This window comes from Nonomuraea sp. NPDC051941 (genome assembly GCF_044593615.1).
In genome coordinates, this window is sequence record NZ_JBIUCF010000020.1 from 187,316 (window position 1) to 206,814 (window position 19,499).

Here is a 19,499-nt window from a genome sequence, read left to right on the forward strand (position 1 = left end):
AGCAGCAGTCATGACGGGTGAACTCGTCGAGGCGCCGCGCGGCGACCTCGCGCTATCGCTCGACCTGCCGCCGCTCGTCATCGAGATCACACACATGTGGCTGGAGACCCGCCGGTCGCCGAACACGCGTGACGCGTACCGGCGGGCGATCCGGCCGTGGTTCACCTACTGCGAGCGCACCGGACTGGACCCGCTGGACATGTCAGTTCGGCACGCCGAGCTGTACGCCCGGTGGATGGTCGAGACCGCGGTCGAGGCCGGGGACGATCCGCCGGCGCCGAAGACGATCGCCCAGCGGATGTCGGCGGTGTCGGCCTGGTACAAGTACCTGATCAAGAACGACGCCGCCCGGTTCAACCCGTTCGCGGAGGCGGACCGGCCGAACATCTCTCGACGCCACTCTGAGACGACGGCGTTGACGGAGGACGAGGCACATGCCATGGTCCGGGCCGCTGACAAGGACCACGGCCGGGAGCGGCTGCGCACTGCGGCGCTGATCCGGCTGCTGGTGCAGCTTGGGATCCGCATCACCGAGGCGGTGGGCGCGGAGATCGACGATCTGTCGTTCTCGCGGGGCTACCGGACGTTACGGCTGACGCTGAAGGGCGGCAAGCCGCACTATCGGAAGCTGCCGGTTGAGACGACGTACGCGCTGGACCAGTACCTCGCTGAGCGGGCGCGCCAGGCCGGGGTTGAGCTGCGGGACCTTCGGGGGCCGCTGTTCGCTACCGTCTCGGGCCGGCCGCTACCGCGTGAGAAGGCGTGGGAGCTGATGCAGCGGATCGCCCGCCAGGCCGGGATCACGTCCAAGGTGACTCCGCACACGCTGCGGCACACGTGGGCGTCGATCGCGGAGGCGCGGGGTGCGAAGCCGCGCGAGATCCAGGAGGCCCTGGGGCATGTGTCGTTCGAGACGACCCTGATCTACCTGCATTCTCGGGACCAACTGGAAAGAGATCCTTCCCAACTGGTGGCATCGGCGATCGAGTAGGAGTGTGGCGTGCCCAGGTCGAGGTCAAGCGCGTTGGACAAGTCGGCTTGGGTGCACCATTGCGGCGCGATCAACTTGGGCGCGTGGGTTGCTCGGGCGGTGTGCGGCGGCTGCCGGTACGCGGTGGATCACGCCGAGGACGTGGAGCAGTACCGGCTGGCCCGGGCGTGGTGAAACCTCGCATTCCTCGCATCCGTCGCGTTCCTGTCGCTGCGCAGGGAAGTTGACAATGATCGACGCCAACGAGCAGGGCGTTGACAACTAGCGTGAGGTGGGTTGAGTGGCCCTCTGCTCAACTCGCCTGTCATCTTCCTGGCGGAGCCGTCGCATCGTCGGTCCTGAGACGTGCGCTGGCGTAGGGCTCGCCGAGCTGGCGGCTTTCGACTCCTACTGATTGTTGAGCCTGGTCCAGGTGAAGCTGTCCACCCTGTCGTGAGGACCGATCTTGGACAACTGCGAGCCCTCGTGATTCAAAGCCACGATGAGCGGCCGCGTTGCGTGGTTGGAGGGAGATTTCCAGACGACGATGAGCGCGCCGTGCGCCGGTACCTCGATCCGTCGTTCGCCCAGGAGGAGATGGTCCACCTCGGTTGCCACCCGGAGCTCGCTGGATTGCACCCACGGGGCACTGTCGAGATGTGGATGCCGCAGGCGATAGACGAGGCTCACCACGCCTGATTCTCCGCCGATCTCCATCATGCCGATCTGCCCTGGGCTGCCTGCCGCTGATCTCTCCGTAGGCAGATCAGCAGCTCCCGAGCCGCCGCCGATCCACCGCCACTGTTGCCCGCAGCGCTCGATCAGCGCAGTGTGATTTATCGCTCTGGTGGATCCTGGAAGTGATACAAGCCAGATCGCGCCGACACCCGCGCGGAGGTCAAGGTCACACGACACCACCGTCAGCCACCGGCGAGGGAGCCAGCCGGGCTGCGGCGTCTCGCCGTTGGACACACGTCGGACAATTCTCGGTACGAGGATCTCCGATACGAAGGTCGCCTTCCAGTGGTGTATCCGGCGCCAAACGGCATTCATGGACACGCCTCCACGTTACCGGGCCGCTCAACGCACTTGTCATGTTTTTGGCGGAGCCAGCGCATAATCTCAAATCATGATCAACATGACAAGATCAATGATCAATGCCAAGTTCATGACAGCAAGGGTGAGCAACTGCCAACTTCGGCGAGCAAGGACAGTTCCTGTGCATTCGGAACGCTGATCGCTCGCGATCCACGCGTCTCAGTTGCACGCTGACGCATGATCGCGACTGTCTGTAAGTCAGTGGATAGGTCGAAATGTTGATCTTGTCAGTGTCGATCCGAGACGTTTTCGCAGGTCAACGACATAACGACAAAAGCGAGCCGGTGAATCCCACGCGGGGCACCGGATCTCACTGCTTGAACCGGGGCACCTTCTTGTACAGGTCGCGCAGCGCCTCAGCCGGGACCTGGCGCTGCTCGTCGGCGGGCACCCACTCCACGAACTTCTGATGCAACGCCCCGGTCCCCGAGTGCGTGGTGACCACCCACGTCACCAGCCCCTCGCAGGCTTTCGGGCCAGCCTGCCGCCACGCGAGCAGGTAGACGCCCCGTGCATTGACCTCGCCGGGCAGCACATACGCGACCAGCGGCGGTATCGCGACCGGATAAGCCTCCTCGTCGTATGGATGCGGCCTGCTCACGCGGCCATTCACCTGATCGAATCGTCCACTCCGTCACCATAGCGAGGAGGGTCCCCGTGGCGCTGCGCCCTCCATTCCAGTACTACGGCGCCGAAGGCAAGCTCGCTCCGTTCCTCGCCTCACTCTTGCCGAAGCACGAGGTGTACTGCGAGCCGTTCGCCGGGTCCGCCGCGGTGTTCTTCGCCAAAGGACCCCGCGAACATCGAGACGATCAACGACATCAACGGCGACCTGGTGGCGTTCATGCGTACCCTGCGCGACCAGCCGCGCGCCATCCAGCTCACCCCGTACGCCCGCGCCGAGCACCAGGCGGCGAAGCTCGGCGACGCCACGGCGTCCGACCTCGAGCGCGCCCGCCGGTGGTGGGTGCAGTGCACGCAGTCCCGCTCCGGCGAGGCCGGCGCGTCATGGCGGCGGCCGACGTCGAGGACGCGGGTGAACAACCCGATGACCGCGAAGCGGATGGGCGCTGCGCTGCGCTGGCACGCCGCCCGGCTGCGGGAGGCGTTCATCGAGCAGTGCGACGCGCTGGAGCTCGTCCAGCGGATGGACACGCCGGACACGGCGTTCTACCTGGACCCGCCGTACCTCCGCTCGACGCGGAACGCGGCCGGGTCGGGCCGGTAGGTGAAGGAGATGGACGCCGACGACCAGCACCGCCCCTTGCTGGAGCTGCTGAACTCCTGCCGGGGCGCGGTCGTGCTATCGGGGTACCGCTCGGACCTGTACGACGAGGTGCTGTCTGGGTGGCGCCGCATCGACTACCGGGTGCGTCAGGCGTCGTCGGACGTCCGCACCGTGGCGGTCGAGTCGATCTGGGTCAACAGGTAGGCGATGTCGGCGGCCGCGCGGCGACCAGATTCCCGCTGATCAGGTCATGCGCGACATCGCGGCCACCGCCTTCACCGGGGCTGCTGATCTGCGCCAGGCTTTGGGTCGGCTGCACCACGACGGACTGCTCCTGCCCCTGGCCAACGGCGCGCTCGTCGCCCCAACGCCGGCAAAGAGCATCGCCGAGCCGCTGTCGGCAGCCTGACCTTCGCGCACACGGCGTCCACCTGGTTGAACCACTGGAGAGCTCGTCCCCAGGGCAGAACGGCGTTGAGCAGGCTGGAGAGTGCGGTGACCGCGACCACGCAGTCCACGCACTCATGCCATGACTGTGACCTCCTGGGGTCAGGTGCCGCGGCGGGCGTGGAGGTGGGGGTGCGGTCGGGCCGTGGTAGCAGGTGGCCTGGAACGCACGATGGATCAGGCGGCGACCGAGGCCCTGGCGCTGCGTGTGCAGGCGAACGCCAGCTTGGTGCCCAATCTCAACGGCAGGAGCCGAACACCTCCGTCGTGAGCATGGCCACGTCGGTGAACAGGCCCGGGCGGGCCTTGCCGTACCTGACCGAGATGCCGGTCTGCTTCATGGCCGGGTCGAGAATGGCGGCTCGGTGTTCGTCGCTGTTCATCCACCAGCGGACGGCCGCGCGCGGCGTGGCGGTGCCGTCCCAGCCCGAGAAGACGTTCTCCTTGACCTGCCAGGTGCCGGACGGGCAGTAGCCGGCCGCTCTGACCCGGACGGTGACGTCGGAGTGCGTCACCGGGTTGATGTGCCACCGCTTGTTCTTCGGGTCCTCCGGCCGGTCGATCCACCATTTGAGCAGCCTGGCTGCCTGCACGTGCTCGTCCGCCGCCTTGTACAGGCGGTAGCTGTCCTCCAGGGGCGCGACGCCGACGCGGGCGCGCTCGGCGTTGACCAGGCAGCGGATGGCGTTGGACGCGAAGCCCTCCATGAGGACGATCGCCGCCTTGCGCTGGCCTTCGGTCAGCTCGGGTTTGTGCTACTTGAACCAGGGCTCGGTGCGGACGGGGTTGTCGGCGAAGGCGCAGTCGGCCCGCTGCGCGTGGGCGGGCGCGGCGGTGGCCGCCAGCCCGGTGGCCAGCAGCGCCGCTGCGAGGAAGGCTCTCATGTCTCGACTGTGCTTCGCACCGCGCGGCGCCGCATGAGTAAGGCCTACTCAAAGGAGGATGGTCGCCGCTACGCTGTGCGACGGTGAAACCGCTCGGCTAGGCGCGCCCCTGCTGGACGAGCACACCGCCCGTCGGGGCTGGGCACAGGTCAGGGTCTGCACGAGTATCGCCAATCCTGGCTGACCCACCATGGCGAGCAGGGCACGTCCCTTTCGAGATCATCTTGTCGTAGCGGTCCGGTACGCTCTCCGCCGATCACCTTCGCGCGAGAGGCTGCCGATGTTCCGTCTCCTGGCCATCCTGGCGGCCACCGCGCCGACCTTCTTATCCATCCTGATGCTCCGCAGCTTCGGCTGGTTCGGCCACGAGCCGCCACAACCGGATCCGCTGGAGCTCGCGATCGGGGTGGCGTACGGCTACGCCACCGACTACCTGCCGGTCCTGCTGGCGTTCCTCGCGCTCTGGGCGCCGCGATGGCTTCCCAAGGTCGGCGCGATCGCCGCGGCCGTGGCGTTGGTGCTCACCGTGTCGACCCTCGTGGTCTCTGGAACCGGCGGCTTCGGCCCGCAGTTCGGCTCCATACTGGCCTGCCAGGCGATCGCCGTCGTCGCTCTCCTGCGGACCCGCCCGGAGCAGCGGGTGCCATGGCCACGGGCGGTCATCTGGAGCGCGGTCGTGCTGCTCGCGCTCGGCCAGACCCTGGCCAGGAACACCCCCACCGGCGACTTCGGCTGCTACGCGGACATGAAGGGGACATGGGCGCTGGCCTTCTACCACCTCGACACCGCCCACGCCCTCTACTACTGGGTCTCGATCGCCGCGATCGGCGCCGTGCTCTCCGGGTATCGGGCTGCACGGCTCTGTGGCCTGGTGTTGCTGGTGCCCGCACTGCTCCAGCCCGCCGCCTGGCTCCTGTCCAACGCGCAGCACAACTGCTCCAGCCCTCTGGAGCTGTTCGACTGGCCGTACCTGATCGCGGGGGTGCTGGCATCGACCTCCCGCGCTCGCCTCCTCGACCGGACCTAGCCGATATTCCGTCTCTTGGCCATCCTGGCCGCAGCCGCGCCGAGCCTCCTGTACTCCCTGCATCCCGGCACCTTCTGCGGCTGGGCTCCGGCCACGTGGCCCGAGCCGACCCGGCTGCGCGCGGCGATCTGGGACACCGCCTTGTGGACCGTCCCAGTGCTGCCGGCTGTGCTGGCGTTGCTCGCCATCTGGGCACCACGACGGTTTCCGGTGCTCGGCGCGATCACCGCGACGGTGTCGCTGGCGATCAACGCGCCCACGCTCGTCATCCCCTACACGACCCCGTGCGGCCCGCAGCTCCCCCCTGGACGTCACTCTCATGCCAGGCGGTCGTGGTCGTAGCCCTCCTGCTGGCGCGCGGGGAACGGCGGGCGCCCATGCCCCGGCTGCGGGCGGTCTGCTGGACGGGGATCGTGCTCATCCCATTCGCCAGGATCGCACTGGCGGTGCTCATCTCCACCTACTCCGGCAGCCTTCCCGGCTGCTTCGCGCAGCTCGAAGGTCCGTGGGCGGAGTTCGCCGGCCACCTGTCCAGAGCCACGGGCTCGGGCATCTTGATCAGCATGGCCGCGATCGGCGCGGTGGTCGGGGGCGGCGTGGCGGGGCCGGTCCTCACGGTCGTGCTGCTCGTCTCCGCGCTCTTCGAACCGATCGCCCAGCTCGCGACCTCTGCGCCGCACGACTGCTCCACCGTCCTTGGGCTGGTCGGCTGGCCCCACCTCGTCGCCGCGGGGCTGGCCCTGGCCACCCGGCTGCGCTCAGCCGGCCAGTCCTAGCATCAACGCCGTTCAGTTGGATTTCCGGCCGGAGCTACGGGGGCCCCAGCAAGCAGCGCCCGTCGTCGCCGGGACCACCGTCCGTCTTCTCAGGGAAGGCGGTGGAGCCTGGAGCCGCGACGCCGCCGGGGAACGCGGAAGGTCACCAGCAGGTCCCACGACAGTTGAATAGGCGACCTCATCAGTACCGACGCCGTAGTAGACGTGGCTCTACATCGTATAGACGGGCGCCAGGTCGACGAAGACGCGGTAGTCCGAGATCAGACCGTCGTCGCGGGTATGCCAGATCGACACGGCCACGACGCTGACGTCCTTGCCGTCGAGCCGCCGGTATGTCACCTCGGTCTCGGCAATGGTGTCGGCGTCGACCTGCCACGTTCTGACGAGCCTGTGCGCGAGGCCCGCGATGGTCGCGAAGAATGTTCGCAGCCCCTCTGCGATGGCGTTGCGTCCCACCATGGGCTCGGCATTGCCGAACACCATCCTGGCGTCCTCCGCCAGCAACTGCACGAACTTGCCGGGCTCGAACGAGTCGACCACCTGGAAAACGCGCTGTGCCTCATCGTCGGACATGCCGATCTCTCCTCCCATGGCGAGGGTCGCTGCTCGGGACGTTACGTGGCGACGGGCAAGATGCAACCCCTTATCGAGATGCCTCTGGCCTGCATTGATGGGCAGGCTCGGGTCTGGCCCATCAGCCTGACCATCTTCACGCTGAATCCGGCGGACGTCGCGTTCATTTGGGCGGCGGGCGAAGATCCGCACGGAGCACCTTCGGCTGGTGGCGCGGTATCCGGGGTGGTCCCTCCAATCCGGCAACACTCGCCTCGGCTCGACCTTCGGTCCCGCACGCCCCATAGCCGACAACACGAGACGAATTGCTGACTCAGGACACTAGGGCGAGGGCGTCGTCCTACAAGGCTTGATGCGCCTGCCCCTCGGGCACCCGTTCGGCGTGGATCAGCCGGATGATCGCCTGGCTCATCCGGGCGTAGTCGTGGTCGTTGACCAGCTCGCCGCTGAGGCTGAAGTCGTTCATCACCGCGATCCGGTCGGCGAGAGTGACGATCTCCGGCAGGTCCGAGGAGATCAGCAGCAACGCCAGCCCCGCTCCGGCCAGCTCGGCGATCAGCTCGTGGAACGCCGCCTTGGTACGTACGTCGATGCCGACCGTCGGCTCGTCCACGATGAGAATCTCGCATTCGGCGGCGAGCCACTTCGCGAGGCTCACCTTCTGCTGGTTGCCGCCGGAGAGCTGGCCCGCGAGCTGGGACGGTGAAGAGATCCGGATGCCCAGCCGGTCGACGTACCGAGCCACCAGGCGACGTTCCGCCCGATCGGTCACCAGCCCGGCCCTGGCCAGGCGCCGCCAGACGGTGACGCCGACGTTGCGGGTGATCGGCTGGTCGAGGAAGAGGCCCTCCTCCTTGCGGTTCTCGGTCACGTAGCCGATGCGGTGGCCGCGGAGCGCCTGGCCGACATCGCGGATGCGCACCGGACGGCCCCGCACCTCCACGGTTCCCGAGGTGATCCGGTCGAGCCCGAGCAGCGCCTTGGCCAGTTCGCTGCGGCCGGCCCCGACCAGGCCGTACAGTCCGAGGATCTCTCCCGGGCGCACCGACAGGGAGACGTCGCGGTGTCCCCGCGCGGTGCACACCTTGTCCAGTCGCAGGGCCGGCGGCGTCACCGGGTCGACGTGCCGCTCGGCGAGGCGGACCGAGGAGTACGCCCGCCCGACCATGAGGTCGACGATCTGGTCCTGCGTGTAGCCGGCGAGCGACTCGGCCTCGGCCACGCTGCGCCCGTCGCGCAGCACGGTGACCGTGTCCGCGACCGCGAACACCTCCTCCAGCTTGTGGCTCACCAGCACGACGGCGTGTCCGCTGTCGCGCAGCCTGCGCACGATCCCGTAGAGCCGGTCGGCCTCGTCCCCGGTGAGCGACGCGGTCGGCTCGTCGAGCAGGAGCACCTTGCTGTCGACGCTCAGCGCCTTGGCGATCTCGACCAGCTGCGCCTGCGCCACGGAAAGCCGGGAGACCGGGGTGCCCGGGTCGAGGTCCAAGTCGAGCAGGTCGAGGCAGCGGCGGGCCTCGGCACGCATCCGCGCCCGGTCGACGAGACCGAAGCGCCGCGGCAGGTGGTGGAGCAGGATGTTCTCGGCGATGGAGAACTCGGGGATCAGGTTGCGCTCCTGGTGCACCACGCCGATGCCGGCCCGCTGGGCGTCGAGTGGCCCGTTCAGGTGCAGCTCGGCGTCACCGAGTGCGACCCGCCCGCCGTCCGGCCTGTGCACACCGGTGAGGATCTTGATGAGCGTGCTCTTGCCCGCGCCGTTCTCGCCCAGCAGGGCGTGCACGCTGCCCGCGGCGAGCCGCAGGGTGGCCCTGTCCAGCGCGCGGACTCCCGGGAACGTCTTCACCAGGTTCTCGGCGGTGAGCATCATGACGACCCCTTCGACAGCTTCTGGCGTACGGCGCCGAGCAGCACCGCGCCGAGGACGACCGCGCCGACGATCAGGTCGATCCAGCGCGGGTTGATGCCGAACTGCGCCTGCATGACGTCCACCAGCCGAACCAGGAACGCCGCGAGGCAGGTGCCGGCGACGCTGACCACCCCGCCGGCGAGCGCCACCCCGCCGATGATCGGCGCGGCGAAGCTCTGCAGCAGCAGATCGTCGCCGATGCTGGAGTTGACGGAGCCGGAGGCGGCGACCGTGATGACGGCGGCGACGCCGGCGAGCAGGCCGCTGAGCCCGTGCGCGATGACGATCGACCGATCGTTGGAGATGCCGGAAAGCCGCGCGGCGAACGGGCTGCCGCCGGTCGCCAGCAACTGCCGGCCCACGACCGCGCGGCCGAAGAACAGGGCCACCAGGGCGGCCACCACCAGAGCGAGGACGAGGACGACCGGCAGCCCGAGCATCGAGGCGGTGCCGAGGCCGCGCAGCCAGGGCGAGTACCCCTGGAAGGTGTCGGGGCCGTTGACCCCGTACCGCAGCCCTTCGATGATCGTCATGGTGGCGAGGGTCACGATGAACCCGTTGATCCGGGTGAACACGACGAGCAGCCCGTTGACCAGGCCGGCGGCGAGACCGACCCCGAGCGCGCCCAGCACGGCCAGCGGGGCGGGCAGCCCGGCTTCGAGCATGAGCCACGCCGCGACCATGGCGCACAGGCCCGTGAGGGTGCCGACCGACAGGTTCATCTGGCCGATGGCCAGCACGACCATCTGGGAGAGCCCGATCACGATCGGGACGGCGAGAAAGCGGAAGAACGCGTCCAGCGTGCCGCGCGAGAGCAGGTTGCCGTCCGTGGCGACGGCGAGCGCGACGAAACCGGCGGCCGCGAGCACCGCGAGGGTGAACTCCGGCCGGGCGGTGACATCCTTGAGCCGCCCGCCGAGTCCGGCGCGGACGGCGGTCGTGGTGCCGGTGCTCATGCCCGTGCCCTCCTTCGTTCCGCAGCGACGTGGCGCACCCGATCGAGCGACAGCGCGCCGAGCAGCACCAGGCCGATGTAGAGATTGAGCTGGTCGAGCTGGAACTGCAGCAGGTTCAGGCCCTTGTAGATGACCTGGGTGAGCGTCGCGCCCAGCACCGTGCCGAGCACGCTGACGGCGCCGCCGGCCAGCAGCGTGCCGCCGAGTACCGGGCCGAGGAAGGAAGGCAGCAGGAACGCGTCGCCGATGCGCGCCGAGAACGCGCCGTTGTTCGCGGCGAGCAGGAAGCCGGCCAGCCCGGCCAGCAGCCCGCTGAGCGCGTGGGCCTGCACCACCCGGCTCCGGACGGGGATGCCGGACAGCTCGGCCGCCTTCTCGTTGGCGCCGGTCATCAGGATCTCCCGGCCCAGCCTGCCGAAGCGGAACAGCAGGCCCACCGCCAGCACCGCGACGAGGGCGAGTGGCGCGACGAGTGGGATGTACGGGCCGCACAGGTCGCCCATGCAGTAGTCGGCGAACGTGTCGTTGCGCAGCGCGTCCATGCCGGCGGGCCGGCTGCTGAAGGCGACGCCGTCGGTGAACCTGGTGTAGAGGATGGTGATGAGCCCCACCAGGGCGAAGTCCATCGCCAGCGTGACCACGAACGAGTTGACGCCGGTACGTGAGATGATCAGCCCGGCCAGCGCGCCGAGCAACGTGCCCACGATCAGCCCGATCGCCAGGCCGACGAGCAGCGACACGCCGAGCCGGTCGTAGGCGAGGCCCATGGCGAACGCGCTCATCGCCGCCATCCGGCCGACGGCCATGTTCATGTGCCCCAGCGACAGGACCGCCAGCTGGGAGAGGCCGACCACCGCGTACACGCTGATGTCCGACTGCAGCGGCACGAGCGTGAGCGTGGTGTCCATGAACGCCGGCCGCAGCACGGTGAAGATCGCGACCAGGGCGATCAGCAGGATGAGCAGCCCGAGGCGCGGGTTCGCCCAGATCGGCATCCTCGAGGGCTCGCGCGGACCCGCCGCGGGGATCTCCGGCGGCGTCGCGGTCCGCGTGCTCACGCGACTCTCCGGTCGTCGATCGCGTCGCGGTCCCACTCGATGCCGAGCCCGGGGGAGGCCGGCGCCAGAGCGTGCCCGTCGGCGATCCCGATCTCCTGCCGGGTGATCGCCCTGAGCTGGGGGATGTGCTCCAGGTAGCGGCTGTTCGGGACCGCACAGCAGAGGCTCACGTGCAGCTCCATGAGAAAGTGCGGACAAACCGGCACGTTGTACGCCTCGGCCAGGTGCGCGACCTTGAGCCAGGGCGTGATGCCGCCGATGCGTGCCACGTCCACCTGCACGATGCCGGCCGCCTGCCGGTGCAGGTACTCGCGGAACTGCGCCACGGAGTAGAGCGACTCGCCCACCGCGACGGGGATCGAGGAGGCCGCGGCCAGTGCCTGGTGCCCGGCGACGTCATCGCCCGGCAGCGGCTCCTCGAACCAGTAGGGGTCGGACGGTTCGAGGAGCCGGGCCCGCCTGACGGCCTCCGCGGGGGTGAGCGACTGGTTGGCGTCGAGCATCAGGTCGAAGTCGGGCCCGACCGCCGCACGGACGGCGGCCAGCCGTTCCGCGTCCTCGACGGGGGAGCGGCCGATCTTGAGCTTCACGCCGGGCCAGCCCGCGGCCTTGCTGGCCTTGGCGCCGGCGATGATCTCCTCGGTGGTGAGGTGCAGCCAGCCGCCCTCGGTGTCGTACAGCGGGATGCGGTCCTTCGCGCCACCCGCGAGGACCCACAGCGGCTGGCCGGCGTCGCGGCACCGCCAGTCCCACAGGGCCGTGTCGACGGCGGCGAGGGCCAGGGAGGTGATCGCGCCGACCGTGGTCGCCCGGGTCGCGGCGAACAGGTCGTGCCACACGGCCTCCACCCGGCGGGCGTCCGCGCCCGCCAGCCTGGGCAGCAGGTAGTCGCGCAGCAGGGCGAGCACGGCGGTGCCACCGGTGCCGATCGTGTACGTGTAACCGGTGCCGGTGCCGCCGTCGTCGGTCCGGATCTCGACGAAGACGGTCTCCTGCTTGATGAACGACTGGACGGCGTCCGTGCGGACGGTCTCGACCTCCAGGTCGACAAGATATGCCTCGGCGTGAGTGATCGCGGGCAAGGGAGGCTCCTCCTGGGGCTCGTGGGACTACTTGCAGGACAGGTACCGGCTGTCGAACGCCTTCTTCAGCTCGTCCGTCTTCGCCTGGCGGTCCGTGTCGTAGGTGTCGATGTCGTCCTTGGTCACGACGAAGGAACCGGAGTCGATGATCACTCCCGGTTGCGCCATCGTGCAGCCGCCCGCGAGCTTCATCAGCGCGTACGAGCCGACGGACGCCTGGCCGACCGGGTTCTGCAGCACGGTCGCGGCGACCGAGCCGTCCCTGAGACCGGCGAGGATGGTCTTGTCGTCGTCGATCGCGACGACCTTGATCGGCAGCTTGGACCGCTCGACGCCCTCCGCGGAGGCCACCGCGGGGTTGTAGGCGGTGTTGACGATGCCCTGGATCTGGTCGCCCTTGGCGGCGAGGAGGTCGGCGACGGCCTTCTGGGCCGTCTGCAGGTCCTTGTCCACGTCGGTCACGGTCTGCAGGAGCTTGACCTTCCCGCCGGTCTCATCGACCGCCTTCTGCACCCCCGCGATGCGGCGCTGGGTGTTGGAATCCACCTTGTTGCCGGTCAGGTGCACGAGGTCGCCCTGACCGCCCATGGCCTCGATCGCGGCCTGCGCCGCCTTGTAAGCGGCCAGCTGCACGTCGGTGGACAGGCAGAAGTCCGCCTTGTCGACCTCGCCGGCCGGGCAGGACGCCAGCGAGGCGACCGGGAAGCCCTGCCGCTTGAGGTCCTCGAAGGTGGCGTTGATGTTCTCCGGGGAGACGCCGAAGACGCCGAAGGCGTTGTAGCCCTGCGCGGCGAGGGACTTCAGCACGTCGTTCTGCTTGGTCTGGTCCCAGTCGGAGGTCTCGTTGAAGGTGACGTCGCCGACGCCGAGATCGCTCTTCGCCTTGGTGGCGGCGTCCTTCCACGGCTGGAAGTAGGGATGTGCCCCGCCGGGGACCAGGGCGATCTTGACCTGGTCGGGCGTCCGGGTGGACGCGCCGGCCGGTGTCGTGTCGTCGCTCTTCCTCGTGCAACCGGCGGTGGCGGTGACGGCGAGCACGAGGGCGGCAGCCAGCCCGCCGAGCCGGTTCAGTGATCGTTGATTCATGACAGCGCCTCTCAGAATCATAGATCCTATAGGATGTTTCATGGAGGTATAGTTCCTGTTCCGTCAGGACGTCAAGACTTGACCTTCCGGCGACACGTCGACTCCGTGGGAGGATTGGGCCCGATGGCATCCACCGAACCGATCCGGCTCAGGCGGTCGACGCTCGGCGACGACGTCTACGACGTGCTCAGGGCGCGCATCCTCGAGCACAGCATGCGGCCCGACGACCGCGTCAACATCGACGCGCTGGCCCGCGAGCTCGAGGTGTCCCAGACGCCGATTCGCGAGGCCCTGGCCCGCCTGGAGTCCGACGGGCTGGTCCGCAAGCGCCCCCTCGTGGGCTACACGGTCACCCCGCTGCTCACGCGCGCCGAGTTCAACCATCTGTTCGAGATGCGGCTGCTGCTGGAGTGCGCCACCGCGCGGTGGGCCGCCGAGCGGGCCACCTCAGCGCAACGCGAGTCGATCATCGCGGAGGCGGCCACCTCGATCGCGCAGGAGCCGGACGACCCCGAAGGCTGGCGCTGGCACGCGGCCTTCACCGCCCACGACGCCCGCTTCCACGACCTCATCGCCGAGGCGTCGGGCAACCCCCTGCTCCGGGACGGCCTCGAGCGCCTGCATGTCCACCTTCACCTGCACCGGAGATACTTCCCCTACGCCCACGCCGGCACGACGATCGAGGAGCATCAACGCATCGCCGCGGCCATCGGGGCCGGGGACCCGGACGCGGCCGAGGCGGCGACGCGAGGACACCTGAGCGCGGCGCGTGAGCGACAACTGACGGCATTCGACTGACGCCCGCCCGCCCGCCGCCCGGCACGGGCCGGTCGGCGGGCGGGCCGGGTCCGGTCGTCAGCCGGTGTTCGCGAACCGGTTGACCCAGGTAGCCGTGCGGTCCAGATAGGCGGTCTGAGCCGAGGCGCCGGTGCGCCCGTAGGCGCCCTCGAAGCTCTGGTACCCCGTCCGCACGACCGCCGGCTCGATCACGCTGCCCTCGTGCCACTCGTTGAAGGACGTGATCGACACCCAGGTGGGGTTGGTCTGGAGAGCGTTGGACCACTCCTTGTCGTAGGTGGCTCCGTTGTCCCTGGAGAGGGTGGGCGTGGTGTTGCCGGGCACCGCGCGGTCGTCGATGTAGCCAGGGCCCACCGACGGGGCCCACACCAGCCCGCGCTGGCGTGCGTAGTCCGCGGCCTGCTGCCAGCCGGGCGCCGTGGCGCCGGCGATCGCGTCGTAGGTGTACATGCCGTTGAAGTTCGCGATCTTCGTGGTGTCGGTGGTCTGGGCGAGGATGACGTTGCTCTGGTTGACCTGGCTCAGGGCCGACCAGTCGGTGATGCGCAGGCTCTCGAAGACGTAGAAGGCGTTGCGGAAGGCCGGATGCGAGCCGTAGGTCTGGTTGATGTAGCGGATGTCCTCCACGGTGGAGGCGGCGGTGCGGCCGGAGTAGGGCTCCAGGTGCCAGGCCACCTTGAGCCCTTCCTTCGCCGCGGCGTCCATGACGCCTCTGGCGAGGTTGTCCTCATAGCTGCCGCGGCCCCACCAGCTGAGCACCAGCACACCGACGCCGGCCTGTTTGATCCACTTCATGTGCTGGGGCACTGCGCCGGCGAAGTCGCCGGAGTCGTAGGCGCCCAGGGCGGGGTACAGGTCCGCGCCGACGTCGTCGGGCGGGGTGTGCCCGCCCTGCGGCCAGTGCCGCCAGCCGCCGCTGACCTGCGGCGAGCCGTACCAGGGGTAGTAGAAGATGTGCACCTTGTCCGACAGCGCCGTGCCGCCGTTCGTCGAGCTCGTCAGGGTGAAGGTGTCGACGTCGAAGAGGAAGCCGCTGCCGCCGGTGAAGGCCAGGAAGAGTGGTCCGGTGGCGGTGCCGGTCAGGGTGGTGGAGACGTTCTGGAAGGTCTCCCAGCCACCGGTGTTCGGTACGGTGACCGAGCCGAGCAGGGTGCCGGTGGCCGATCCTGAGCGGATCTGGATGGTGCCGCCCGCTCCGGCGGAGGAGACGCGGGCGGAGAAGGTCTTGGCGCCTGTGGTGGTGACACCGGAGTAGCCCGCCCAGTCGCCGTTCTCGATGAAGCCGAGTGTCTGGCCGCCGCTGGCCGGCGTGTGGCCGGCGATCTGCACCCCGGAGCCGGAGGTGTACGACTCGCCCTCGACCGTGACGCTGCTCCCGCCCAGCTCCTTGATCCGGATGTTGCGGAAGGCCACCTGGTCCGAGGCGCTGTGGTTCTGGATGCCGACGTACCCCTGGAGCAGCGAGCGCCGCGGGTCGGTGTTGGTGAAGTCGTTGATCTTCACGCCGTTCAGGAAGACCTGCAGCCGCTCGCCCTCCACCAGCAGCTCGTAGGTGTTCCACTCGCCGGGCGGGTTCAGCGCGGCGTCGCGGGCGGCCTGGTCGGCGGCTTTGAAGCCGTAGATCGCCCCGGTCGTGCGGTCCGGGGTGTCGGTGGCGTCGATCTGCACCTCGTAGCCGTTGTCGATGGCCGACTGCGGATCGGACGAGGCGGGGAAACCGACGAAGATCCCGGAGTTGCTGTCGCCGGTCAGCTTCCAGTCCAGCTTCAGCGAGTACGAGCCGAACTCCTTGGCGCTGTGCCACAGCAGCCCCATCCCGCCCTGCGAGGTCAGGGTGGCGTCGGCGTTGGCGAAGCTGCCCGGGCCGGCCTGGGACCAGCCGCTGGTGGAGCCGTCGTACAGCGTGGTGTAGCTGGTCTCCGGCCGGCAGTCGGCCTTGGCGACCCCGGCCGCGTAGCGGATGCCGCCGAGGAGCACGTTACGGAAGGCGGGGTCGGCGTACGACTCCGTGGTGTGGCCGAGCCCGGTGTAGAAGGCGCGCCCCTGACCCTGCGGGTGGCACCACGTGATGGGGTGGTCGCCCATGTCGCCGCCGCTGTAGGTGCTCTCGTTGAGGTTCTGCAGCACGCGTACGGAGGAGCGCGGGTTGGTGCGGTAGTTGTACCACTCGTCGGTACGCGTCCAGGTGGGACCGAGGTGGGCGGTCGCCGGGTGCGCGCGGTTCTCGGTGCGTACGGTGGCCTGCTGGATGGCGGGGTGGCTCTTGAAGTAGGCGCCGGCCAGCTTCTCGTAGTACGGCCAGTCGTACTCGGTGTCGGCGGCGGCGTGCACGCCCACGTATCCGCCGCCGGAGTCGACGTAGGACTGGAAGGCGGCCTGCTGGGTGTCGTTGAGCACGTCGCCGGTGGTGTTGAGGAAGACGACGGCCTTGTAACCCGCGAGGTTGGCGCCGGTGAAGGCTCCGCCGTCCTCGGTGGCGGTCACGGTGAAGTTGTTGCCGCCGCCGAGATCGCGGATGGCCTGGATGCCCGCCGGGATCGCGTCATGGCGGAAGCCGGCGGTCTTGGAGAAGACCAGCACCTGGTAGGCCGGGTCCGAGGGGGCGGCGGTCAGGCTCGCCGCGACGAGTACGAGGCCGAGGAGTTTGTGAATCATCGCCGCCTACCTGGTGATCGTGAAGGTGTCGATGTCGAAGAGGAAGCCGCTGCCGCCGGTGAAGACCAGGAAGAGTGGTCCGGTGGCGGTGCCGGTCAGGGTGGTGGAGACGTTCTGGAAGGTCTCCCAGCCTCCGGTGGTGGGTACGGTGACCGAGCCGAGCAGGGTGCCGGTGGCCGATCCCGAGCGGATCTGGATGGTGCCGCCTGACCCGGCGGAGGAGACGCGGGCGGAGAAGGTCTTGGCGCCTGCCGTGGTGACGCCGGAGTAGCCTGCCCAGTCGCCGTTCTCGATGAAGCCGAGTGTCTGGCCGCCGCTGGCAGGCGTGTGGCCGGCGATCTGCACCCCGGAGCCGGAGGTGTACGACTCGCCCTCGACCGTGGTGCCGGGCGGCGCTCCGGTGGTGAAGGTGAAGGCGTCCACATCGAACAGGTTGCCCTGCCCCGACACGCCCTTGAAGACCAGGAACAGCTTTGTCGTGCCGCTGGGGGCGTTGCTCAGAGCGGCGGAGACGTCGGTGAAGGAGTCCCAGCCTCCGGTGTTGGACACGGTGAGGGTGCCCAGCAGCGTCCCGGTCGAGGAGCCCGCCCGCACCTCGACCGTGCCGCCGGGGCCGCCGGAGGAGACCCGGGCGGTCACCCTGATGGCTCCGGCCAGCAGGTAGGGCTCGAAGGAGATCCAGTCGCCGTTGTCGGTGAAGCCGACGGTCGCGCCGCCCTCGGCCCCGCCGTGGTTGGCGACCTGGATGCCCTGCTGGGCGCCGAAGTGCTCGGCCTGCCGGTGCACCGGCTGCAGCGTGCGGAGGCCGTGGCCGGTCAGCCCGCCCTTGTCGGTGTACTCGGCGTCGAAGACGCCGTAGAGGTTGGCCGCCGCGTCGTGCTCGCCGTCCGCCGGGATGGTGATCGTTCCCTCACAGCCGTTCCTGGAGGTGATCGCATGGGTGTGGCTGTCGTGGCCCACCAGGTACGTCACCTTGACGCCGGCGCAGTCCACGGTGCCGTCCTCGGGGTCGGTGACGGTGACCTTGAAGGGCATGGCCTGGCCGTAGGAGAAGAGCTGGCCGTCGACCGGGTTGGTCAACGTCACGGTGGGCGCGGTGTTGCCGACCGTGATCACCAGGCTGGCGGTCCCGGTCAGGCCCTGCGGGTCACGTACGGTCAGGGTCGGCCGGAAGGTGCCGTTGGCGCTGTAGGCGTGGGTCGGATTGGCCTGCGTGGAGGTGGCGCCGTCGCCGAAGTTCCACGAATAGGTGAGCGCGCCGCCCTCGGGGTCGGAACTGCCGGCCGAGGAGAAGGCCACGGTCAGCGGCGCCTGCCCGGAGGTCTTGTCGGCCGCGGCCTTGGCGACGGGGTTGCGGTTGGCGCCGGCGAGGTACTCGATCCGGTACAGCGCCTGGTTGCCGCCGCCGGTGCCGTAGTCCAGCACGTACAGGGCGCCGTCCGGGCCGAACTCCGAGTCGATGATCTGCGTGCCGTCCCAGGGGAAGTCCTCGATCACGCCGGGTGTGCCGTCGCTCTTGACCTCGATCGCCTTGATCCACTGGCGGCCGAACTCCATGGCGAAGTAGCGGCCGTCGAGGGACTGCGGGAACTTGACCGTCGAGGTCGAGCTCGCGTCGTACCGGTAGACGTCGCCGCCCATCGGCGACTCGGAGCCGCCGCCGAACTCGGGCGGCGCGCCGGCGTCGCCGTACTTGATCCAGCTCGGACTGGCCGCCGGCAGCGTGGCGAGCCCGGTGTTGCGGAAGGAGTTGTTCGCGGGCCCGCCCGCGCAGTTGTACCTGGCGCCGGCCGGGCCGCTGGGGAAGGTGTACTCGTTGTAGGTCTCGGCGGTGGTGTTCGTCCCGGTGCAGTACGGCCAGCCGTAATTGCCCGGGGCGGTGATGCGGTCGAACTCCACCTGGCCGCCGGGGCCTCGGTTGGAGTCGGCGGCGCCCGCGTCGGGGCCGTAGTCGCCCAGGTAGACCGTGCCCGTCGGCTTGTCCACGGACATGCGGAAGGGGTTGCGGAACCCCATGGCGTAGATCTCGGGCCGGGTCCTGGCGGTGCCGGGCGGGAAGAGGTTGCCCGCCGGGACGGTGTAGGTCCCGTCCGGCTGCGGCTTGATGCGCAGCAGCTTGCCGCGCAGGTCGTTGGTGTTGCCCGAGGAGCGCTGCGCGTCGAACTGCGGGTTGCGGTCGGTGCGCTCGTCGAGCGGGGAGTAGCCGCTGGACTCGAAGGGGTTGGTGTCGTCGCCGGTGGTCAGGTAGAGGTTGCCGGCGCCGTCGAAGTCGATGTCGCCGCCGACGTGGCAGCACTGGCCTCGGTCGTTGGGCACCTCGAGCACGACCTTCTCGCCGGCCAGGTCGAGGGTGTTGTCGGCCTTGAGGGTGAAGCGCGACAGGTTGAGGTGGCCCTTCCAGGGCGCGAAGTCGGCCTCGGTGCCGGTCACGGGGGCGTCCCCGGCGGGAGTGCTCAGCTTGGGGGAGTAGTAGAGGTAGACGAGGCGGTTGGTGGCGAAGCCGGGATCGACGGCTATGCCCTGTAACCCCTCCTCGTCGTGGGTGTAGACATCGAGCTTGCCCGCCACCTTGGTGGCGCCGGAGGCATCGGTGTGGCGGACCGTGCCGTCGCGGGCGGTGTGCAGGACCGACCTGTCGGGCAGGACCGCGAGCGACATGGCCTCGCCCAGCTCGGCCGGCCCGAGGGCCAGCTGGACCTGCTGATAGTCGCCGGGAGGGATGTCCATCGCCGCCGCGCTGGTGAGCACCAGCGACGCCGCGACGAGCAGCCTCGACCACGCAGACATGGGCTTCCTTTCCTGACCGGGGGGACGTCAGGCAAGGCGCGCGCCGACCGCGCTTTGCTGGTAGGGCTGGGGGTGCTGCCCCAGGTTGCGCTTGACGTTTTGGCAGTGAGATTTTCCGACAATTGGGCTCAATACAGATGCTTACCGCGCCGTAATGTGCCTGTC

At 69.2% G+C, this 19,499-nt stretch carries 20 protein-coding genes and 1 pseudogene; 9 read left to right on the plus strand and 12 right to left on the minus strand.

The window, feature by feature from the left end; genetic code table 11:
* Positions 1-10: 10 nt before the first annotated feature.
* Positions 11-991, plus strand: coding sequence for a tyrosine-type recombinase/integrase (locus ACIHFD_RS31545; RefSeq protein WP_397369963.1), 981 nt, complete (start codon positions 11-13; stop codon positions 989-991).
* A gap of 387 nt (positions 992-1,378) precedes the next feature.
* On the opposite strand, the gene ACIHFD_RS31550 is transcribed toward ACIHFD_RS31545, so the two are convergent.
* On the minus strand, positions 1,379-1,942 hold the full coding sequence (locus ACIHFD_RS31550; protein ID WP_397369964.1) for a hypothetical protein: 564 nt from the start codon (positions 1,940-1,942) through the stop codon (positions 1,379-1,381).
* Positions 1,943-2,378: 436 nt separating this feature from the next.
* On the minus strand, positions 2,379-2,669 hold the full coding sequence (locus ACIHFD_RS31555; protein WP_397369965.1) for a hypothetical protein: 291 nt from the start codon (positions 2,667-2,669) through the stop codon (positions 2,379-2,381).
* On the opposite strand from ACIHFD_RS31555, the pseudogene ACIHFD_RS31560 reads away from it, so the two are divergent.
* From ACIHFD_RS31560 to ACIHFD_RS31575, 4 genes and pseudogenes are all read left to right on the plus strand, one after another.
* A pseudogene (locus ACIHFD_RS31560) lies at positions 2,651-2,845 on the plus strand (hypothetical protein); the annotation flags it as partial. The gene ACIHFD_RS31555 and the pseudogene ACIHFD_RS31560 sit on opposite strands and share 19 nt — an antisense overlap.
* A 67-nt stretch (positions 2,846-2,912) precedes the next feature.
* Positions 2,913-3,296, plus strand: a complete 384-nt coding sequence (locus tag ACIHFD_RS31565) for a hypothetical protein (RefSeq protein ID WP_397369966.1) — start codon at positions 2,913-2,915, stop codon at positions 3,294-3,296.
* Positions 3,297-3,305: 9 nt separating this feature from the next.
* Positions 3,306-3,500 (plus strand): hypothetical protein, encoded by a 195-nt coding sequence (locus tag ACIHFD_RS31570; protein ID WP_397369967.1) that lies wholly within the window; start codon positions 3,306-3,308, stop codon positions 3,498-3,500.
* A 46-nt stretch (positions 3,501-3,546) separates the two neighbouring features.
* Complete coding sequence (locus ACIHFD_RS31575; RefSeq protein WP_397369968.1) at positions 3,547-3,705, plus strand: hypothetical protein; 159 nt, start codon at positions 3,547-3,549, stop codon at positions 3,703-3,705.
* A 277-nt stretch (positions 3,706-3,982) separates the two neighbouring features.
* On the opposite strand, the gene ACIHFD_RS31580 is transcribed toward ACIHFD_RS31575, so the two are convergent.
* Together ACIHFD_RS31580 and ACIHFD_RS31585 are read right to left on the minus strand one after the other, a co-directional pair.
* A complete protein-coding gene (locus tag ACIHFD_RS31580; protein ID WP_397369969.1) occupies positions 3,983-4,450 on the minus strand; it encodes a CAP domain-containing protein in 468 nt (155 codons plus the stop codon).
* A gap of 48 nt (positions 4,451-4,498) precedes the next feature.
* Positions 4,499-4,627: a hypothetical protein gene (locus tag ACIHFD_RS31585; protein WP_397369970.1), complete on the minus strand. Its 129-nt coding sequence runs from the start codon at positions 4,625-4,627 to the stop codon at positions 4,499-4,501.
* A 280-nt stretch (positions 4,628-4,907) separates the two neighbouring features.
* Between ACIHFD_RS31585 and ACIHFD_RS31590 the strand changes: the two genes are divergently transcribed.
* The 3 genes from ACIHFD_RS31590 to ACIHFD_RS31600 are packed head-to-tail and all read left to right on the plus strand — an operon-like array spanning position 4,908 to position 6,430.
* Positions 4,908-5,654 (plus strand): hypothetical protein, encoded by a 747-nt coding sequence (locus ACIHFD_RS31590; protein WP_397369971.1) that lies wholly within the window; start codon positions 4,908-4,910, stop codon positions 5,652-5,654.
* Between the two features lie 15 nt (positions 5,655-5,669).
* Complete coding sequence (locus tag ACIHFD_RS31595) at positions 5,670-5,996, plus strand: hypothetical protein (RefSeq protein WP_397369972.1); 327 nt, start codon at positions 5,670-5,672, stop codon at positions 5,994-5,996.
* Positions 5,987-6,430: a hypothetical protein gene (locus ACIHFD_RS31600; RefSeq protein ID WP_397369973.1), complete on the plus strand. Its 444-nt coding sequence runs from the start codon at positions 5,987-5,989 to the stop codon at positions 6,428-6,430. The genes ACIHFD_RS31595 and ACIHFD_RS31600 overlap by 10 nt, the downstream gene beginning before the upstream one ends.
* 210 nt (positions 6,431-6,640) lie before the next feature.
* On the opposite strand, the gene ACIHFD_RS31605 is transcribed toward ACIHFD_RS31600, so the two are convergent.
* The 6 genes from ACIHFD_RS31605 to ACIHFD_RS31630 all read right to left on the minus strand — a co-directional run bounded on the left by ACIHFD_RS31605 (position 6,641) and on the right by ACIHFD_RS31630 (position 13,094).
* Complete coding sequence (locus tag ACIHFD_RS31605; RefSeq protein ID WP_397369974.1) at positions 6,641-7,195, minus strand: nuclear transport factor 2 family protein; 555 nt, start codon at positions 7,193-7,195, stop codon at positions 6,641-6,643.
* A 148-nt stretch (positions 7,196-7,343) separates the two neighbouring features.
* Positions 7,344-8,873 carry a sugar ABC transporter ATP-binding protein gene (locus tag ACIHFD_RS31610; RefSeq protein WP_397369975.1) on the minus strand — a complete coding sequence of 510 codons (1,530 nt, stop codon included), beginning with the start codon at positions 8,871-8,873 and terminating at the stop codon, positions 7,344-7,346.
* Complete coding sequence (locus tag ACIHFD_RS31615; protein WP_363964416.1) at positions 8,870-9,868, minus strand: ABC transporter permease; 999 nt, start codon at positions 9,866-9,868, stop codon at positions 8,870-8,872. Before ACIHFD_RS31615 ends, ACIHFD_RS31610 begins: the two co-directional genes overlap by 4 nt.
* On the minus strand, positions 9,865-10,926 hold the full coding sequence (locus ACIHFD_RS31620; RefSeq protein ID WP_397369976.1) for an ABC transporter permease: 1,062 nt from the start codon (positions 10,924-10,926) through the stop codon (positions 9,865-9,867). The genes ACIHFD_RS31615 and ACIHFD_RS31620 overlap by 4 nt, the downstream gene beginning before the upstream one ends.
* Positions 10,923-12,008, minus strand: a complete 1,086-nt coding sequence (locus ACIHFD_RS31625; RefSeq protein ID WP_397369978.1) for a mandelate racemase/muconate lactonizing enzyme family protein — start codon at positions 12,006-12,008, stop codon at positions 10,923-10,925. The genes ACIHFD_RS31620 and ACIHFD_RS31625 overlap by 4 nt, the downstream gene beginning before the upstream one ends.
* 27 nt (positions 12,009-12,035) lie before the next feature.
* Positions 12,036-13,094, minus strand: coding sequence for a sugar ABC transporter substrate-binding protein (locus tag ACIHFD_RS31630; protein WP_397369979.1), 1,059 nt, complete (start codon positions 13,092-13,094; stop codon positions 12,036-12,038).
* A gap of 123 nt (positions 13,095-13,217) precedes the next feature.
* Between ACIHFD_RS31630 and ACIHFD_RS31635 the strand changes: the two genes are divergently transcribed.
* Positions 13,218-13,892 carry a GntR family transcriptional regulator gene (locus ACIHFD_RS31635; RefSeq protein WP_397369980.1) on the plus strand — a complete coding sequence of 225 codons (675 nt, stop codon included), beginning with the start codon at positions 13,218-13,220 and terminating at the stop codon, positions 13,890-13,892.
* Between the two features lie 57 nt (positions 13,893-13,949).
* On the opposite strand, the gene ACIHFD_RS31640 is transcribed toward ACIHFD_RS31635, so the two are convergent.
* Together ACIHFD_RS31640 and ACIHFD_RS31645 are read right to left on the minus strand one after the other, a co-directional pair.
* Positions 13,950-16,547: a ThuA domain-containing protein gene (locus ACIHFD_RS31640; protein ID WP_397369981.1), complete on the minus strand. Its 2,598-nt coding sequence runs from the start codon at positions 16,545-16,547 to the stop codon at positions 13,950-13,952.
* A 6-nt stretch (positions 16,548-16,553) separates the two neighbouring features.
* A complete protein-coding gene (locus ACIHFD_RS31645; protein ID WP_397369982.1) occupies positions 16,554-19,334 on the minus strand; it encodes a carbohydrate-binding protein in 2,781 nt (926 codons plus the stop codon).
* Positions 19,335-19,499: the final 165 nt, after the last annotated feature.

Coding starts and splice junctions, on each gene's coding strand:
- ACIHFD_RS31545 (WP_397369963.1), top strand. CDS start 11: ATGACGGGTGAACTCGTCGAGGCGCCGCGCGGCGACCTCGCGCTATCG.
- ACIHFD_RS31590 (WP_397369971.1), top strand. CDS start 4,908: ATGTTCCGTCTCCTGGCCATCCTGGCGGCCACCGCGCCGACCTTCTTA.
- ACIHFD_RS31615 (WP_363964416.1), bottom strand. CDS start 9,868: ATGAGCACCGGCACCACGACCGCCGTCCGCGCCGGACTCGGCGGGCGG.
- ACIHFD_RS31610 (WP_397369975.1), bottom strand. CDS start 8,873: ATGATGCTCACCGCCGAGAACCTGGTGAAGACGTTCCCGGGAGTCCGC.
- ACIHFD_RS31630 (WP_397369979.1), bottom strand. CDS start 13,094: ATGAATCAACGATCACTGAACCGGCTCGGCGGGCTGGCTGCCGCCCTC.
- ACIHFD_RS31640 (WP_397369981.1), bottom strand. CDS start 16,547: ATGATTCACAAACTCCTCGGCCTCGTACTCGTCGCGGCGAGCCTGACC.
- ACIHFD_RS31575 (WP_397369968.1), top strand. CDS start 3,547: ATGCGCGACATCGCGGCCACCGCCTTCACCGGGGCTGCTGATCTGCGC.
- ACIHFD_RS31565 (WP_397369966.1), top strand. CDS start 2,913: ATGCGTACCCTGCGCGACCAGCCGCGCGCCATCCAGCTCACCCCGTAC.
- ACIHFD_RS31635 (WP_397369980.1), top strand. CDS start 13,218: ATGGCATCCACCGAACCGATCCGGCTCAGGCGGTCGACGCTCGGCGAC.
- ACIHFD_RS31585 (WP_397369970.1), bottom strand. CDS start 4,627: ATGAGAGCCTTCCTCGCAGCGGCGCTGCTGGCCACCGGGCTGGCGGCC.
- ACIHFD_RS31580 (WP_397369969.1), bottom strand. CDS start 4,450: ATGGAGGGCTTCGCGTCCAACGCCATCCGCTGCCTGGTCAACGCCGAG.
- ACIHFD_RS31645 (WP_397369982.1), bottom strand. CDS start 19,334: ATGTCTGCGTGGTCGAGGCTGCTCGTCGCGGCGTCGCTGGTGCTCACC.
- ACIHFD_RS31570 (WP_397369967.1), top strand. CDS start 3,306: ATGGACGCCGACGACCAGCACCGCCCCTTGCTGGAGCTGCTGAACTCC.